This window comes from Pseudoalteromonas sp. S8-8, from assembly GCF_000497875.1.
GTDB classification, from domain to species: domain Bacteria; phylum Pseudomonadota; class Gammaproteobacteria; order Enterobacterales; family Alteromonadaceae; genus Pseudoalteromonas; species Pseudoalteromonas arctica.
The window spans coordinates 1-15431 of record NZ_AUTR01000040.1 but is presented as its reverse complement, the minus strand read 5'-3'; the positions used below and the strand labels follow the sequence as shown (position 1 = coordinate 15431).

The following is a 15431-nucleotide window of genomic DNA, read 5'->3' as shown; positions in this document are numbered from 1 at the left end:
TTATACAGTCCCTTTTGCACTGTTACAGATTGCAGTAAAAGATTCTGCTTTTAGACTTGCGCCGCCAATTAAGCCGCCATCTATATCTGTTTGTGCAAATAATAATTCGCTATTTTTTTCATTAACGCTACCACCATATAAGATGGTAAGCCCTTGTGCTAAATTGCTATCAAGTGATGCAATTTTGTCACGGATAAATTTATGAACAGTTTGTGCCTGCTCTGGCGATGCAGTCTTACCTGTGCCTATGGCCCAAACGGGCTCGTATGCTATCACAGAATCTTTCAGTGCTGCTACACCTAATTTCTCTATTACTGCATCAATTTGTGCAGCAACTACTTGTTCGGTTTGACCGTTTTCTTGCTCACTTTCGCTCTCGCCTACACATAATATTGGTGTTAACCCAACTTGCTGTGCTCTAGCAAACTTTTCAGCGACTGTTGCATTACTTTCGTTATAAATACTGCGGCGTTCAGAATGACCAACGAGTACGTAAGTTGCACCTAAATCTTTTATAAGCTGCGCATCAACTTCACCAGTATATGCGCCAGGTGTATTTTCAGAAACAGTTTGAGCTCCTGTAGAAACACCGCTAGCTACCATTGCTGGTACAAGTGGGAATGGAGGAAATAAAACAATGTCCATCTCTTGTGATTTTACATCGTTAATAGCGTCAGACATTTGTTTAACTAACTCTAAAGAGCCATTCATTTTCCAGTTGCCTGCGACCATCGCCTTGCGTATTGCCATTATCCACTCCACATTAGAAAGCGGGCGAGATATTAACTTTTCTCGCCCAAAGTTACAAGAGATTATTGTTATTAATCAGTTTGTTTGCTCATAGATTCTACAACAGCTGCAATTTTTTGAGCGCTGTCTATTACAATCTTTTCTTGCTCGGCTTCAACCATAACACGAACCACAGGTTCAGTGCCTGACTTACGCAGTAAAACACGGCCTTTATCGCCTAAAGCAAGCTCTACTTCTGCTACAGCTGAAAGCACTTCTGGTGCTTTTGTCGGGTCAGTTCCAGCTGTATAACGCACGTTAATCATCTTCATTGGATACTTGGTAAAACCAGCGCCTAAGTCTTGCAATGTACGATTTTGTGCAACCATAGCAGCAAGTACTTGTAAGCTTGAAATAATACCATCACCCGTGCTAATTAAGTCTAGATTCAGTACATGGCCTGAGCTTTCACCGCCAATTTTCCAGCCTTTTTGCTGTAGTAATTCCATAACATAGCGATCACCCACTTTACTGCGAGCAAACTCGATACCTTTTGCTTTTAAAGCGTTTTCAAGACCCATGTTAGACATAACAGTACCAACTACACCACCACCCAAATTATCATCTTGGGCTGCTTGGCAAGCAATAATATAAACCAGATCATCACCATCAAAAACACGGCCATTATGATCAACCATCATCACGCGATCACCATCACCATCGTATGCAATACCTACGTCGGCTTTAAATTCAAGCACTTTACGTTTAAGGGTATCTACGTGAGTAGCGCCACATTCATGGTTGATATTAACGCCGTTAGGCTCACACGCATGTGTTATTACTTCTGCGCCAAGTTCACGCATAACAGAAGGTGCAATATGATAAGTTGCGCCATTTGCGCAATCGACAACAATTTTAAGACCTTCTAAAGACAGGCCTTGCGGGAACTGGCTCTTACAAAACTCTATATAGCGGCCATCCGCACTGACTAAACGCGATGCTTTGCCTAATTTATCTGAAGCAACACATGTCATTTGCTCATCAAGCATCGCTTCAATTTCAAGTTCTACTGCATCATCAAGCTTTAAGCCTTGACCATTGAAAAACTTAATACCGTTATCGTAATACGGATTATGTGAGGCACTAATTACAATACCTGCCTCAGCACGAAATGTTTGCGCTAAATAAGCAACGGCCGGTGTCGGCATAGGACCCAATAATACAACATCAATACCAGCAGCAATTAAACCAGCCTCAAGTGCGGTTTCAAGCATGTAGCCCGAAATACGCGTATCTTTACCAATAATTACTTTTTTAGTACCACTTTGCGATAATACACGCCCAGCGGCCCAGCCTAGCTTCATTGCAAATTCAGGGTTTATTGGAGCAGCGCCTACAAGTCCACGCACGCCATCGGTGCCAAAATATTTTCTTTCTTTCATTGTGAAATTCCTTGTTCGCAGGCTTGATATACACCAAGTACATCTGCGGTTTCTTTTACGTCATGTACACGAATAATTTTTGCGCCATTTTGCGTTGCGATTAACGCACCCGCTAAGCTGCCCGCTAACCGTTCATTTGTATTTCTGTTTAATAAATTACCTATCATCGATTTACGAGATAATCCGGCCAATAATGGCAAACCTAATTTATTAAAATCGTCAAACTTAGCCAATATTTGATAGTTATGACTAAGCGTTTTTCCAAATCCAAAACCTGGGTCTAGAATAAGTCGTTCAAACTTAATCCCAGCTGTTTCACATGCTTTAATACGTTCACTAAAAAACATACTTATATCAGCAAACAAATTATCGTAATGAGGTGACGATTGCATGCTCCGGGGCTGCCCTTGCATATGCATTAAACAAATTGCTACATCTTCATACTGCGCAACCGTTTCTAAGGCGTCTATTTCTTGTAAAGCTCTAACATCATTGACTATATCTGCCCCTGCAAGTATTGCTTGTTCCATTACCTGTGCTTTACTGGTATCAATTGAAATAACGCAATCACTGTGCTGACGTATCGCTTTAATAGCGGGGATTACTCGAGCAAGTTCATCTTCTAAGCTAACATCTGGCGCGCCTGGGCGAGTAGATTCTCCCCCTATATCTAAAATTGTCGCACCGTCATCTAATAATTGCATTGCGCGTTTTAGCGCTATTTTGGGATCTAAAAACTGCCCACCATCAGAAAATGAATCCGGCGTTACATTTAATATTCCCATAATAACGGGCTTTTCAAGATTAAGCGTACGCCCTCTCGGAAGCTTTAATATGTTAGTCATTGCCAACCTTTATTCTTTTTCTAAATAGCTGATACAAAAAAGCCCCGAAGTTCGGGGCTTTCATTACTATTTTAACGATTATTCAGCTTTGTCATCAAGGTTTGTTTCATCTTTTTTTGATGAATCATCAGTCTTTTGACTTTCATCAGCAACTGGTTCTTGAGGTTCTTCCGCTTTTACCGGTTTAGCTTCATGACGGTCATGTGCATCACGCGGTTCACGTACTGGTTGGCGTGCCATTAAATCATCAATTTGCTTTGCATCAATAGTTTCGTATTTCATTAACGCATCTTTCATTGAGTGAAGAATATCAATATTTTCTTTTAATATTTCTTCTGCTCTTTGATAGTTACGATCTGAAAGTAATCGAACCTCTGCATCAATTACTTTTGCCGTGTCGTCCGACATGCTAGATGAACGACTACCGCCACCACCCATATACATTTCGTTCTGATCTTCAGCGTAAAGTAACGGACCTAGTTTTTCACTTAAACCCCAATGTGTAACCATTTTACGCGCTATATCTGTAGCTCGTTCAATGTCATTACTTGCACCCGTTGTTACTTTATCTGCGCCGTAAATAAGCGCTTCAGCAATACGGCCACCATAAAGGCTAGAAATCATTGATTCTAAAAGCTCTTTTGAATGGCTAACACGATCTTGTTCAGGCAAGTACATTGTTACACCCAGCGCACGGCCACGTGGAATAATAGATACTTTATAAACCGGATCATGTTCTGGCACCATACGACCAACAATTGCATGGCCAGCTTCATGGTACGCTGTCATTGCTTTTTCTTGCTCGCTCATCACCATGGTCTTGCGCTCTGCGCCCATCATGATTTTATCTTTAGCAGCGTCAAATTCAGCCATACTTACAACACGTTTATTACCACGCGCTGCATAAAGTGCAGCTTCGTTTACTAAGTTTGCTAAATCCGCGCCAGAGAAACCTGGAGTACCACGTGCTATAAGAGCAGCTTCTACGTTATCGCCTAATGGCACTTTACGCATGTGTACTTTAAGTATTTGCTCACGACCACGAATATCAGGTAAACCTACTTCAACTTGACGGTCAAAACGACCTGGACGAAGTAATGCAGGGTCTAATACATCTGGTCGGTTAGTTGCTGCGATAACGATAATACCTTCGTTACCACCAAAACCATCCATTTCTACTAGCATTTGGTTAAGTGTTTGCTCACGTTCGTCGTTACCGCCGCCCATACCAGCACCACGTTTACGACCAACAGCGTCAATCTCATCTATAAAGATAATACAAGGCGCCGCTTTTTTAGCTTGCTCAAACATGTCTCGTACACGTGACGCACCAACACCCACAAACATTTCAACAAAATCTGAACCAGAAATTGTAAAAAATGGCACTTTAGCTTCACCAGCAACAGCCTTCGCAAGTAACGTTTTACCGGTACCTGGAGGACCAACCATTAGTACACCTTTAGGAATACTACCGCCAAGTTTTTGAAACTTAGAAGGATCTCGCAAAAAGTCTACCAGCTCAGTAACATCTTCTTTCGCTTCATCACAACCTGCAACATCAGCAAACGTTGTTTTAATTTGATCTTCACTCATTAAGCGAGCTTTACTCTTACCAAATGACATAGCGCCTTTACCGCCGCCGCCTTGCATTTGACGCATGAAGAATATCCATACACCTATAAGCAGTATCATCGGGAACCAAGAAATAAATATACTTGCTAAGAATGATTGTTCTTCAGGTTGTACACCCTTCACATTTACATCATTTTTAAGTAAATCATTTATTAAGTCTTCATCGTACATTGGCATCGTTGTTTGAAAACGCTCACCACTGCTCTTAGTACCAGTAATATTTCCTGTACCGCGGTCGATAATAACTTCTTGTAAAGAGCCACTGCGAACATCTTTTACAAATTGAGTGTAACTTGTTTGACGATCAACTTGCTCGCCGCCATTAAAGCTCTGAAAGACTGACATCAGCACAACTGCAATCACCAGCCATAGTATTAAATTTTTCGCCATATCGCTCAAGGGGTTAACCTCTTGTATCCAATTAATTTAAATTCAACTAAACGCCAAGCAACTGTACTACAGTTTGTATCCAGTCGCTACTATATATACTTCCCGAGAACGGGCACGTGAGGCATCAGGTTTGCGTATTTTCACTGCTTTAAAACTATTACGTACATCTTGCAAGTATTGATCAAAGCCTTCTCCTTGGAAAACTTTAACAATAAATGCGCCATTTTTCTTTAGTACTTGACTACACATATCCAGCGCAAGTTCTACCAAATACATACTACCCGCTTGATCTACTGAGTTATTGCCACTCATATTTGGTGCCATGTCAGAGAGTACCACATCAACATTTTTACCATCAATACGTTTTAACAACGCATTTAATACAGCCTCCTCACGAAAGTCACCTTGTAAGAAGTCAACACCCGCAAGTGAATCCATCGGCAATATATCACACGCGATCACTTGGCCTTTGTCACCTACTTTTTCAGCCAAATATTGAGACCAACTTCCTGGAGCCGCCCCTAAATCAACAACTGTCATACCTGGACGAAGTATTTTATCTCTATTTTGTACTTCATCTAATTTAAAAACCGCTCGGGAACGCCAGCCTTTTTTTTGCGCTTCTTGAACATATTTATCATCAAAATGTTCTTTCAGCCATCGCTGTGAACTGGCTGACTGTTTTTTATTTGTCATAAATTAACACGCAACTAATTAGTAATATTCTCTAGATGGCGTTAGAATACCCTTAATTCAAGCCATATTCAGCAAAATTTGTATAAACATGACATTATCAAACAAACAAAAGCAGTTTTTAAAAGGTCAGGCACATAGCCTTAAGCCTGTAGTTTTACTAGGTTCTAACGGTTTAACCGAGGGCGTAGTAGTAGAAATTCAAAGTGCATTAGAAATTCACGAATTAATCAAAGTTAAAGTTCCAACTGACGATCGTGAAACAAAAGCATTAATTTTTGAAGCAATCGTACGTGAAACTGGTGCGACTAAGCTACAAACGATAGGTCACACTATTGTGCTTTATCGTCAAAGCGTTGAGAAAAAAATACATTTACCTCGTAACTAATTATTCCTGTTAAAGGATTTAGTGCGTTTAAATTGAAAAACCAGCTTAATGCTGGTTTTTTATTATTTAACGTTTTAAATCAAAAACTCATTTTATGATGGGTTAAATCATATTCACTACCATTACTACTGGGCTTCTTATTCAATATAAAGTACTGAGTAAATTGTGTTTCACTCATTGCTGGCACTTTTTCATTCGAAAGTAGCTCGGCTAGTTGCGGTGTTGTATTACTGTGCCCAATAACAACAACTACACCTTTTAGTTTTAGTAACTCATTTTTTAAATCACTTAGCTCACCTGCGTTATACACATTTACGTCGGTATTAAAATATGCCTGCAAAGGGGCCGCTGTTTGTAACGTGCGTTTATAGTTGCTGCTGAAAATATGTATATTTTGATACTCTTTGAAAAAAGTAACTAAATTATTTGCACGTGCGTTTCCCACCTCTGAGAGCGCTGGGTTTTTACCCGTTAACTTTTCGCTATGACGAAACAAATATATCTCATCAGGTGCTGCAAACACTAAACTACAATTGAATGACATGACTAAAAAAGTGATTGCTAATATTATTTTATTATTCATATTTTTTTACCTCGTTTGTATTCTAATAGCCTGTCGATAAATTCAGTCGTTAGCTCATTGATTACGCCGGTTTCAGCATTAACTATTAAGCTAAAACCAATATTTAAGTGAGGAAATACAACCACATCACTTCTATAACCTTGCACCCAGCCACTATGATAGTAAAGTGTTTCATCAGCATAGTTATAAACGCGCCAACCTAACCCATAATAAGCTTCATTAAGGTGTTTTTTCCACACCCTGCGATGCATTTCTTTTTTTGTATGTGTATAAGGGCGTGTTTGTTTTGCTAGAGTATCCAATGACAAAACATCAGGATATTGGCCCAGCTGCGCTCTTAACCAAATAGCCATATCACTTGCGCTAGCGTTCACACCAGCTGCAGGTCCCACTTTATAATAATTTTTTTTAAGCTTAGCGCTATACCAGCGCTTTTTACCCCGCACATGAGGTAGAGCATAATTATTGTCATGCACCATTTGTTCAAAACCTAAGCTCGCATCACTCATTTTTAATGGCTCAAAAATAGCTTCTCGTAACCACTGTCCGTAACTTTTATCGGTGCTTTGTAATATCACATCGCCTATAAGACTAAACATAACGTTTTGATAGCCATAACATTCGCCGGGTTTGCAAATTGGTTTGACGCTAAGCAGCTTTTCAACAATACCTGGGTAATCCATACGAGATTCAATTAAATTGTCGTATGCATTAGGAACTAATCCACTTGAATGGCTCAAAAGATGAAACACCTTTAAATCATCTTGATAAACAGTCCCTTTAAAATCAGTTATGTATTCGCTAACAGGCTTATCTAATTCCAGTAGGCCGTTAGCAGCCAATTTAGCTGATAACGAGCCTGCAAATGTCTTCGAAACAGACGCGAGTCTAAACCGAGTATGCTTATTAACTTTTTGTCCATTTCGTGATTTAGTTACGCCCATGGTGTGGATGTAGTCTGAGTTGTTTATATTTACAATCGAAAGCGCTGCACCGGGTATACCTTTACTTTTTAATTTTTTTTGTGCGTAACGGCCGTACTTTTTTACAAATGCATCCCAATCAGGATCCGCTTTTGCTGCAAAACCCACAGAACTAAACAGCAAACACAAAGCAGATAGGCAATACGATAAAGAGTTGAGATACTTCATTTTTATAAAATTTATCTTTTTAACTACATCTGCGCAGATAATATCATGAAGTTTTGTTTGTACTAACGTACAATACGACGATTATTTGGTTTTAAGCGAGTGTTTAGTACTTATGCGTTTTTTAGTTGTGTCACTTTTTATTTTATTATCAACTGGTTGTGCTATTACAAAGCAACCGGCCGAACCACTGGCTATGCCATTAAAGCCAACATTAAAAAGTCAGACCTATCAACTTGAGTACACTACAGAGCACTCATCTCCAAAAGTTAAATCGGTTCAACTTCCTGCACATAAAGTAGTTAGAAACCAAACAGTAAAAATCATTACCGATAAGGCAAGCGTAACCGACAAACTTCTATCGCAAATTAGCCAAGCACTGAACGATAAACAACTAAAAGTAACAACTAAAAATAACAGTGACTACACACTGACTATTCAGCAACTCGATTTAACTTTCACAGACGATACTAAGTACGCAATAAAGCAACCAGAGAAGCCATTTACTTTATATTCAAATGTTGCCCAGCAATACCCAACACAGCAGTGCGCTGCAATATTTGCACAAGTTAGTATGCGTCTCACGCACAAGTCATCGGGTGATGTTGTTTGGTTTGCTAAATCTTCAATCGACAGCGCAAGTTTTCATCGTGAACCACTAATTTACAATTTCACTGAAGAGCAAAAAATCACAAATGAGCTTGAGGTTGTCGCTTTTATTCATCAGCAAAACACTGACGTGGCCCGTATTGAAAGACTTGGCAAAGATATTCAAATCCCTCAGTACAAAACGTTGTCAAAACTATCTAGCCTTACCAAACTTAGCGGTCCATGTAACAGAACAGAAGTAAGTGCATTAACACCTATGATGCAGTTTTACTTGAGTAGTATATTAATCGATAAAATTAAAGTTCAGTAAATTAGGGTCTGTTGATCTTTACGGATTAAAATTTGTTCAAACTAGGGGCTATTTAATCGCGGCGCGAGATTTGTAACCTAGTGGGCTAAGTCAAAACCGAGCAACAAAGAGTAAATAGCCCCTAGGAAGAACCCTTTGGGCAGCGCCTGTTTGGCATTAATGCTACGTTATCGCCCATTTATGGGGAATAGCCACACTGCATAGGCTCTGCCTTACCTAAATACCAAACAGACTGCTGCAAATTTAACCTTAAAAGTTCAACAGACCTAACACTTACTACATTTTTTTACAGATTAAAGGAACGAATTAACAATATACTACGCTTAATAACAAATAATAATTAGGCCCTAAGGGATGAGAAACGCTTTGCTTAACCATACTTTACTGAGCATAACACTGCTTTTTTGCTGCATTTTTAGCACGTCGAGTATGGCAAGTAACCGCTATTATGCAGATAATACGTTAGAGCCAACCCAAGGCTTTGCGTGGGATTGGAGTGCTGGTGCGGGCTTTTATATTGAAGATTCTTACCTTGTCGGCATTGAGTCTTACGATAAAGGCGTTGAGCTCGACTTAAGTCTCGCTGTTTCCTACGATAAATTTTACCTTGATTTCGATCACAATCAACTCAGTGGCGGCCTTGTAATAGGCTACAGTCTTATAGATAAATTTGATTGGGGCCTAGATATATTAGGCACAAATACTCAAGCTGGATTTGACGAAAAAGGCCTCGGATTCTATAACCATGGTGTTATAAAAGAACTCCAAGGTATAAAAAAACGTAATTACGACTTTGACGTCGGCCTTCGACTTTCTCGTCGATTTGAAAATTCTCAATTCTCTTTTGAATACCTTCATGATGTATCTGGCGCGCACAATGGCTGGGTTATAAACAGCTTTTTTAGTCACATTTTACCATGGCGAAACTGGGAGTTTAGATCTGGTGTTGGTTTAAGCGCCTACTCTGCTGACTTTACCAATTATTACTTTGGTATTGATAGCGATGAAGCCACCAGCCTTCGCCCGGTTTATAGCAGCAATGCCAGTACTAGTATTATTTTTGAGTTCCATGCTGAGTACCCAATAAGCCAAGATTGGGTGTTTTTATCCGGCTGGCTTACCACATGGTTTTCAAAAGAGATTGACGACAGTCCAATTATTTCCCAAGGATATCAACACAAAGCCAAGGTAGGCCTACGTTATGTATTTTAGATGGATCTGTGTATTACTGATCTTCCCCAGTACTTTTACTGTTAAAGCGCAGGAACCTCCTGAAGCACTTATAGCAGTTCCAGACACCTGCGTTGCATTGCGCGAAGGGCGAAATTGCTATGCTGACGTAACGCTAACGTGGGAGCAACCTATCATTGGTAATTACTGCCTACGTGACGCCACCTCAAAGTACATAATGCAATGTTGGCTCAAGCAACAGAGCGGTACCTTTAATTATGCATTTGATTCACAGCAAAGTATTTCATTTGAACTATTTGACAGCAATACCTCTAAAATAATTAGTATTGCCGAAGTAAAGCTTCAATGGGTATATCAAAACAGGCAAAAAAAGCGCCGCTGGCGACTATTTTAATACCAATCGCATTAAGGATATTTTCATGGATAACTATGGCACTATTTTACTCGTTGAAGACGATGTATCACTTGCTCAATGGGTTGCTGAATATTTAACAGAGCAAGGCTACACAACGCATGTTTGTCACAGAGGTGACGAAGTAATTAGCCAAGTCAAAACGTTAAATCCAAATATCGTGCTCCTTGATATTATGCTTCCAGGGCAAGATGGTATAAGCGTGTGTAGAGAACTTCGTAGTTTTTATAATTCGCCCATCATAATGCTCACCGCACGCGATGAAGAAATGGATGAGGTCATTGGTCTAGAAGTAGGTGCAAGCGACTACATAATGAAACCTGTGCGCCCTCGTGCATTGCTAGCGCGTATAAAAGCAGCCCTTCGCCAAAACAATGAGCCAAATACCCCACACGTTAACGAGAGTGTTATTAATGTTGGTACGCTTAGTATTGATACCGAATCTAGAAATGTAAAACTCAACAAGCAAGACGTAAACATATCAAGTGCTGAGTATTTACTGCTTCATTACCTTGCGAGCAATGCAGGCCAAGTGGTCTCGCGTGACGCTGTATTTAAAGCAACCAAAGGCAGAGAATACGATGGGCTTGATAGAAGTGTTGATGTACTTATTTCTGCACTTCGTAAAAAGTTTAATGATGATCCACAAAACCCTGAAAAAATTAAAACTATTTGGGGCCGTGGATATTTACTTGTTTCTACTGCGTGGTAATAAAGTGATGAATAAATAAATGAAAAAGTTTTATATATCGCTTTTAGGCAGTGCACTTTTATCTATTGTGGTATTGGGCTGGCTTATTGATGCTTTTAGTCAACAAGCGCATACCCCACAGGATGAATTTAGTCAGCAAAGTAAAATGATTATGGGTTTTAGCAAGCAATTAGCTAACATACCCACATCTGAGCGCAGCGATTATGTAAAACAACTGGCGCTAGAATTTGATGTTTTAATTGATTACAAACCTAATGAATCACTTGCTTTACCGCCTTCTTTATTATTACAAATGCATACGCCGGGTGGGCTGATTTTAGAAGATCAGCAAGGCTTTTATATGCTTTATAGCAGCGCTGTTTTAAATCCTTTTCACTTATCAATGCGTTTAGATAAAATTTTTGATAGCGAGCAACATAACGACATTATATTAACCTTACTCTTTTACGCAGGCCTATGTGTATTTATGGGGTTTATTATTGCGCCCTTAGCTAAACGATTAACCGTGTTAAATGAAGCCGCTAAAAAGTTTGCCTCTGGTAATGTTCAAGCCCGAATAAAAGTATCGCATTTTACTTACATAAAAGACGTAGAGCTTACCTTTAACCGCATGGCCAGCCAAATAGAGAAGCTTGTCGCTGAAAATAAACTAATGGCCTCAAGTTTATCTCATGATATACGCACCCCTATCGCGTGCCTGCGATTTGGTTTAGATGCGGCATTAGATAGCCATGATGAGCAAAAAGTAAAACAGTATTTAACCCGTATGGAAAATGATTTAGACCATATGGAATCGATGCTTAGTAGCTATTTAGCATTTGCTACTTTAGAGCAAAATGCTAATAAGCTGACCTATTCATCAACAAACATTAAGTCCTACCTTGAAGATATTTTAGTGCAACTTGCACCTAAGCTTGAAATGCAAATGCTCAACGTACAACTCAATAGTACCGATAAAATAATAAATGCAGATCTTCACTGGCTTGCTCGCGCAATTACTAATTTATTAACTAACGCATGTGATTTTGCAAGCCAACATATTTACTTAAGCGCAAAGTTACACGAGCAACAGCTTATAATAACGGTAGAAGATGACGGCCCGGGTATCGCTCGAGAAAATTTTAGTAATGTATTTAGCCCATTTTTTAGGGAAGAAGATCACCGTAACAGAGCTGATAAAAGTTACGGCCTTGGTCTAGCTATTGTTGAAAAAGTAGCCGACTGGCATCATGGCAGTGTTAAAGTAAGTAAAAGTACCCAGCTAGGTGGTGCGTGTTTTACTCTCACTATTGCACAGCATCATAATTCGTAAAGCAATAGTTACAGACTGTAATTAACAATTATTAAACAAAATCAACTCGTTATTTTAAACGACTCGATAACAACAATTAAAATCGATGGTTATAACACACACTTTACTTATTAAATTGTGCTAGATCAGCAAATAAGCACTTTTTATTTTTTAACATTTCCAGTAGATTGTCACCGCCGTCACACAATAGAGAAGTACAATAATATGAGCGCAGTTAGAGGCGAGTTCAGCTCTCGCTTTGGTTTTATTATGGCCGCCGCGGGTTCTGCCGTTGGTTTGGGCAATATTTGGGGATTCCCTACACAAACAGCAAGTAATGGCGGTGCTGCATTTTTAGTCGCATACTTAGTGCTTGCGTTCTTTTTAGCCTACCCCGCTTTAATGGCTGAACTTATGATTGGTCGTCATGGCCAAGCAAACGCGGTTTCATCACTTCAAAAAATATCTAATAAGCCATGGCAAAAACACTTTGCCTTTATCGTTGGTTTTGGCGGTATTTTATGTGCTGGCTTTATATTAAGTTTTTACGCGATTGTTGCCGGTTGGATGCTCAGCGCTACAGCTGAACCCATAGCTACTCTTGTCGGTGCCGACACAGCATCGACATGGCTAAGTGAGCAATCACTTACCCGAAACATTATATTCACTCTCGTCTTTATCGTACTAACTGTCGCTATTATCAGTAGAGGCGTTGAGAACGGTATTGAAAAATGGTCAAAACGTTTAATGCCCGCTCTTTTGGGGATTTTATTTGCACTTATTGCTTATGTAATGACCCAAGATGGCGCAATGGAAGGTTTAAAGGCTTACTTAGTTCCTGATTTTTCGTCTATTTTAGACGCAAAACTATTAGTTAGCGCACTAGGACAAGCTTTTTTCTCTTTATCGCTAGGTACTAGCGTAATGATTATTTACGGCTCGTACATTAGCAAAAAAGAAAATCTTGTTTCTTTAGGTGCCTATGTAACCCTTATTGATGTATTTATAGCCTTTGTAGCGGGTTTACTGATTATTCCGGCTATGTATGTAGCGCAAGCTCAAGGCGTTGAAATATTCTCGGCCTCAACAGGTAAATTACTCTCTGAAGATACGTTAGTATTTCAGGTACTCCCTGCTTTATTTGATGGAATGGGCGAAGTTGGCTTATTTGTGGGCTTTTCATTTTTTGCGTTAATGAGTATTGCCGCTTTAACGTCATCTATTTCAATGTTAGAGGCGCCAGTATCATACACTGTAGAGCGCTTTGGGATGAAACGCGTTCAGGCAACCTGGTTGATTGGAGCTTTAATTGCTATCGTTAGCATTATAATTGTGTGTAACCTTAGCAGCTTATTTGGCTTAGTGATTACTTTAACTACAAAAGTAGCTCAACCTTTGCTTGGCCTGATGTGTTGTATATTTGTAGGCTGGATTTGGTACAGAGGATCATTACTTAAAGCAATTAAAGAAGGTAATCCTGAGGTCCATAACACATTGTTTTGGAAAATATGGCCTTGGTATACCAAGTTTGTGTGTCCACTTGCTATTGGTATGGTATTTTTACACTCACTCTTGAGCTAAATAATACCTTAACCTTAAAATAGTCTTAAATTAAAATAGCCCACATTAGTTAACACCACTCGTTTAAGAACGAGTGGTGTTTTTTCGTTTATACCTAACTGGATATTTTTGTGTCTTTGCGAGCACCGTTCGCGGATAAGCTTTTCGCTTTCTTTTCTCCGGTAATATTAGCCGTTTACCGTTTTCACGTAGTTCTTTTAGCTTTTTAGGGATTGTCCCGGGGCTTCGACCTGAGCACCATAAAAACTCGTCTTGTATTAGGTATAATGCGTTTATGAAACTGATGCGTAATGGCTCCACTTTATGGGCTTTAGCCATCTCTGCCATTTCAAGTCTCACGATATTGTATGACGTCAGAATACCCCAGAGCTCTTGATAAATACCTTCCTGTTTCAAGCTCCGTAGCGCTGGCTTATTAGATAATTGATATTGCTTGAGCTCACCATATCCTCGCTCTATTTCCCATCGTTGCCAATAAACATCGAGTAGCGCTTTCAGCGGGTACTTTTCTGGACAGGCGCATGAGGTGATGAATCCTTTTATTTCACCTTTAGGTGTCGGAATTTGAATAAGCCTTGCTTGCCATGTATCACCTAGGTAAGGGGCTGATTTTTTAGCTTGTGGCGAAATAGGCATTGTTATTAAGTGGTCGTAATCGCTAAATGATTCCGTTATTTCATAGCGCATTTTACTTTTGATGGGCGTAAGCCAATGATGATTTTCGCTAACACCTTGCCAGCTCGTGAATAGTTCAGCCGAAAAGAAACCTCTATCAAATAGAGTTAGTGAATGTTCAGGTGCTGAGCCAACAAGCTGTTGAGCATAATGAATTTCACTTTGAGTAATGGGGCCAAACGCTGCATCGGATATTAAATGCGTTCTTGTCGACATCAAGGTTACAGCAAGTACTGAGGGGAAGTTCGTTGTCGATTGAGCATAGCCAAAATGACGGTTACTCGGCGTATCTTGGGTTTTAAATTGTGTACCGTCAACGCTTAGCAGCTTTAAACCACACACGTCATCAAAAGTTTGCGACTGCTCCCACTGCGTTGCTGTATGTTTAAAAAGGTGTTTCATAGGCGCTGCGCCTAGCTTTTCTTTCCCTTTTATAATACTGCTGGTCGCCAATGGTGGAAGCTCTCCTTTAGCGTCAGGAAAAGCGAGCTCTAGTTTGTCACAGACTTCAGATATTGAGCGGTTTCTTAATAAACCAATTCCTAACACAAGCCAAGCGGCTTGTTCGGCGGGGAAGCGTCGTTTGCGTACAGAGGCTCTTCCTGTTTGGGTAACAGCTTCTTCAATCCACTCAAGGGGAATGTGCTTAGTGAACGAATCAATATCACGATCTTGGCAAAACTCAGTCGTAAGGTGTAATTCTTTAATAAATTCAGACATAAAAATAGGCCACAACTTCTGTTGTAGCCTATTATGAGCCCTTTGAAAGATCGTTCAATTAGCTTAAACGATCTGCATTA

Annotated in this window: 15 protein-coding genes; 7 read left to right on the top strand and 8 right to left on the bottom strand. The window is 39.8% G+C overall.

All coding sequences use genetic code 11. The features are described 5' to 3' along the window. The 5 genes from tpiA to rlmE form a co-directional block, all read right to left on the bottom strand. Window positions 1-750, bottom strand: a complete 750-nt coding sequence (gene tpiA, locus L659_RS0114000; protein WP_024590961.1) for a triose-phosphate isomerase — start codon at window positions 748-750, stop codon at window positions 1-3. A gap of 71 nt (window positions 751-821) precedes the next feature. Next, entirely contained in the window at window positions 822-2171 is a 1350-nt protein-coding gene (glmM, locus tag L659_RS0113995) for a phosphoglucosamine mutase (RefSeq protein WP_024590960.1), read from the bottom strand. Then, on the bottom strand, window positions 2168-3016 hold the full coding sequence (gene folP, locus L659_RS0113990) for a dihydropteroate synthase (RefSeq protein WP_024590959.1): 849 nt from the start codon (window positions 3014-3016) through the stop codon (window positions 2168-2170). The genes glmM and folP overlap by 4 nt, the downstream gene beginning before the upstream one ends. Window positions 3017-3094: 78 nt before the next feature. Then, entirely contained in the window at window positions 3095-5038 is a 1944-nt protein-coding gene (ftsH, locus tag L659_RS0113985) for an ATP-dependent zinc metalloprotease FtsH (RefSeq protein ID WP_032827068.1), read from the bottom strand. 66 nt (window positions 5039-5104) lie between these two features. Further along, window positions 5105-5734, bottom strand: a complete 630-nt coding sequence (gene rlmE, locus L659_RS0113980) for a 23S rRNA (uridine(2552)-2'-O)-methyltransferase RlmE (protein WP_007586629.1) — start codon at window positions 5732-5734, stop codon at window positions 5105-5107. Window positions 5735-5822: 88 nt separating this feature from the next. On the opposite strand from rlmE, the gene yhbY reads away from it, so the two are divergent. Then, complete coding sequence (gene yhbY, locus L659_RS0113975) at window positions 5823-6119, top strand: ribosome assembly RNA-binding protein YhbY (RefSeq protein WP_002963153.1); 297 nt, start codon at window positions 5823-5825, stop codon at window positions 6117-6119. A 79-nt stretch (window positions 6120-6198) separates the two neighbouring features. On the opposite strand, the gene L659_RS0113970 is transcribed toward yhbY, so the two are convergent. Both L659_RS0113970 and L659_RS0113965 read right to left on the bottom strand, forming a co-directional pair. Beyond that, the gene (locus tag L659_RS0113970) at window positions 6199-6702 is read right to left on the bottom strand and encodes a SixA phosphatase family protein (RefSeq protein ID WP_024590958.1); all 504 of its coding nucleotides are present in this window, start codon (window positions 6700-6702) and stop codon (window positions 6199-6201) included. Next, a complete protein-coding gene (locus tag L659_RS0113965) occupies window positions 6699-7853 on the bottom strand; it encodes a serine hydrolase domain-containing protein (protein ID WP_024590957.1) in 1155 nt (384 codons plus the stop codon). Before L659_RS0113965 ends, L659_RS0113970 begins: the two co-directional genes overlap by 4 nt. 112 nt (window positions 7854-7965) lie before the next feature. Here L659_RS0113965 and L659_RS0113960 point away from each other — a divergent pair, with 112 nt between their 5' ends. The 6 genes from L659_RS0113960 (at window position 7966) to L659_RS0113935 (ending at window position 13956) form a co-directional block, all read left to right on the top strand. Further along, entirely contained in the window at window positions 7966-8769 is an 804-nt protein-coding gene (locus tag L659_RS0113960) for a hypothetical protein (RefSeq protein WP_024590956.1), read from the top strand. 429 nt (window positions 8770-9198) lie between these two features. After that, the gene (locus L659_RS0113955; RefSeq protein WP_007586620.1) at window positions 9199-9981 is read left to right on the top strand and encodes a MipA/OmpV family protein; all 783 of its coding nucleotides are present in this window, start codon (window positions 9199-9201) and stop codon (window positions 9979-9981) included. Continuing rightward, complete coding sequence (locus tag L659_RS0113950) at window positions 9971-10354, top strand: DUF3019 domain-containing protein (RefSeq protein WP_007586617.1); 384 nt, start codon at window positions 9971-9973, stop codon at window positions 10352-10354. The genes L659_RS0113955 and L659_RS0113950 overlap by 11 nt, the downstream gene beginning before the upstream one ends. Before the next feature lie 25 nt (window positions 10355-10379). Next, complete coding sequence (locus tag L659_RS0113945; RefSeq protein ID WP_024590954.1) at window positions 10380-11084, top strand: response regulator transcription factor; 705 nt, start codon at window positions 10380-10382, stop codon at window positions 11082-11084. Window positions 11085-11103: 19 nt separating this feature from the next. Further along, window positions 11104-12396 carry a sensor histidine kinase gene (locus L659_RS0113940; protein ID WP_007586613.1) on the top strand — a complete coding sequence of 431 codons (1293 nt, stop codon included), beginning with the start codon at window positions 11104-11106 and terminating at the stop codon, window positions 12394-12396. A 204-nt stretch (window positions 12397-12600) separates the two neighbouring features. Next, entirely contained in the window at window positions 12601-13956 is a 1356-nt protein-coding gene (locus L659_RS0113935) for a sodium-dependent transporter (protein ID WP_024590953.1), read from the top strand. A 63-nt stretch (window positions 13957-14019) separates the two neighbouring features. On the opposite strand, the gene L659_RS0113930 is transcribed toward L659_RS0113935, so the two are convergent. Next, window positions 14020-15351, bottom strand: a complete 1332-nt coding sequence (locus L659_RS0113930) for an IS4 family transposase (RefSeq protein ID WP_024589925.1) — start codon at window positions 15349-15351, stop codon at window positions 14020-14022. Window positions 15352-15431 lie beyond the last annotated feature (80 nt).

Bases quoted from the DNA above. Each gene is read 5' to 3' on its own strand.
- tpiA (WP_024590961.1), bottom strand. From the start codon at position 750: ATGGCAATACGCAAGGCGATGGTCGCAGGCAACTGGAAAATGAATGGC.
- glmM (WP_024590960.1), bottom strand. From the start codon at position 2,171: ATGAAAGAAAGAAAATATTTTGGCACCGATGGCGTGCGTGGACTTGTA.
- folP (WP_024590959.1), bottom strand. From the start codon at position 3,016: ATGACTAACATATTAAAGCTTCCGAGAGGGCGTACGCTTAATCTTGAA.
- ftsH (WP_032827068.1), bottom strand. From the start codon at position 5,038: ATGGCGAAAAATTTAATACTATGGCTGGTGATTGCAGTTGTGCTGATG.
- rlmE (WP_007586629.1), bottom strand. From the start codon at position 5,734: ATGACAAATAAAAAACAGTCAGCCAGTTCACAGCGATGGCTGAAAGAA.
- yhbY (WP_002963153.1), top strand. From the start codon at position 5,823: ATGACATTATCAAACAAACAAAAGCAGTTTTTAAAAGGTCAGGCACAT.
- L659_RS0113970 (WP_024590958.1), bottom strand. From the start codon at position 6,702: ATGAATAATAAAATAATATTAGCAATCACTTTTTTAGTCATGTCATTC.
- L659_RS0113965 (WP_024590957.1), bottom strand. From the start codon at position 7,853: ATGAAGTATCTCAACTCTTTATCGTATTGCCTATCTGCTTTGTGTTTG.
- L659_RS0113960 (WP_024590956.1), top strand. From the start codon at position 7,966: ATGCGTTTTTTAGTTGTGTCACTTTTTATTTTATTATCAACTGGTTGT.
- L659_RS0113955 (WP_007586620.1), top strand. From the start codon at position 9,199: ATGGCAAGTAACCGCTATTATGCAGATAATACGTTAGAGCCAACCCAA.
- L659_RS0113950 (WP_007586617.1), top strand. From the start codon at position 9,971: ATGTATTTTAGATGGATCTGTGTATTACTGATCTTCCCCAGTACTTTT.
- L659_RS0113945 (WP_024590954.1), top strand. From the start codon at position 10,380: ATGGATAACTATGGCACTATTTTACTCGTTGAAGACGATGTATCACTT.
- L659_RS0113940 (WP_007586613.1), top strand. From the start codon at position 11,104: ATGAAAAAGTTTTATATATCGCTTTTAGGCAGTGCACTTTTATCTATT.
- L659_RS0113935 (WP_024590953.1), top strand. From the start codon at position 12,601: ATGAGCGCAGTTAGAGGCGAGTTCAGCTCTCGCTTTGGTTTTATTATG.
- L659_RS0113930 (WP_024589925.1), bottom strand. From the start codon at position 15,351: ATGTCTGAATTTATTAAAGAATTACACCTTACGACTGAGTTTTGCCAA.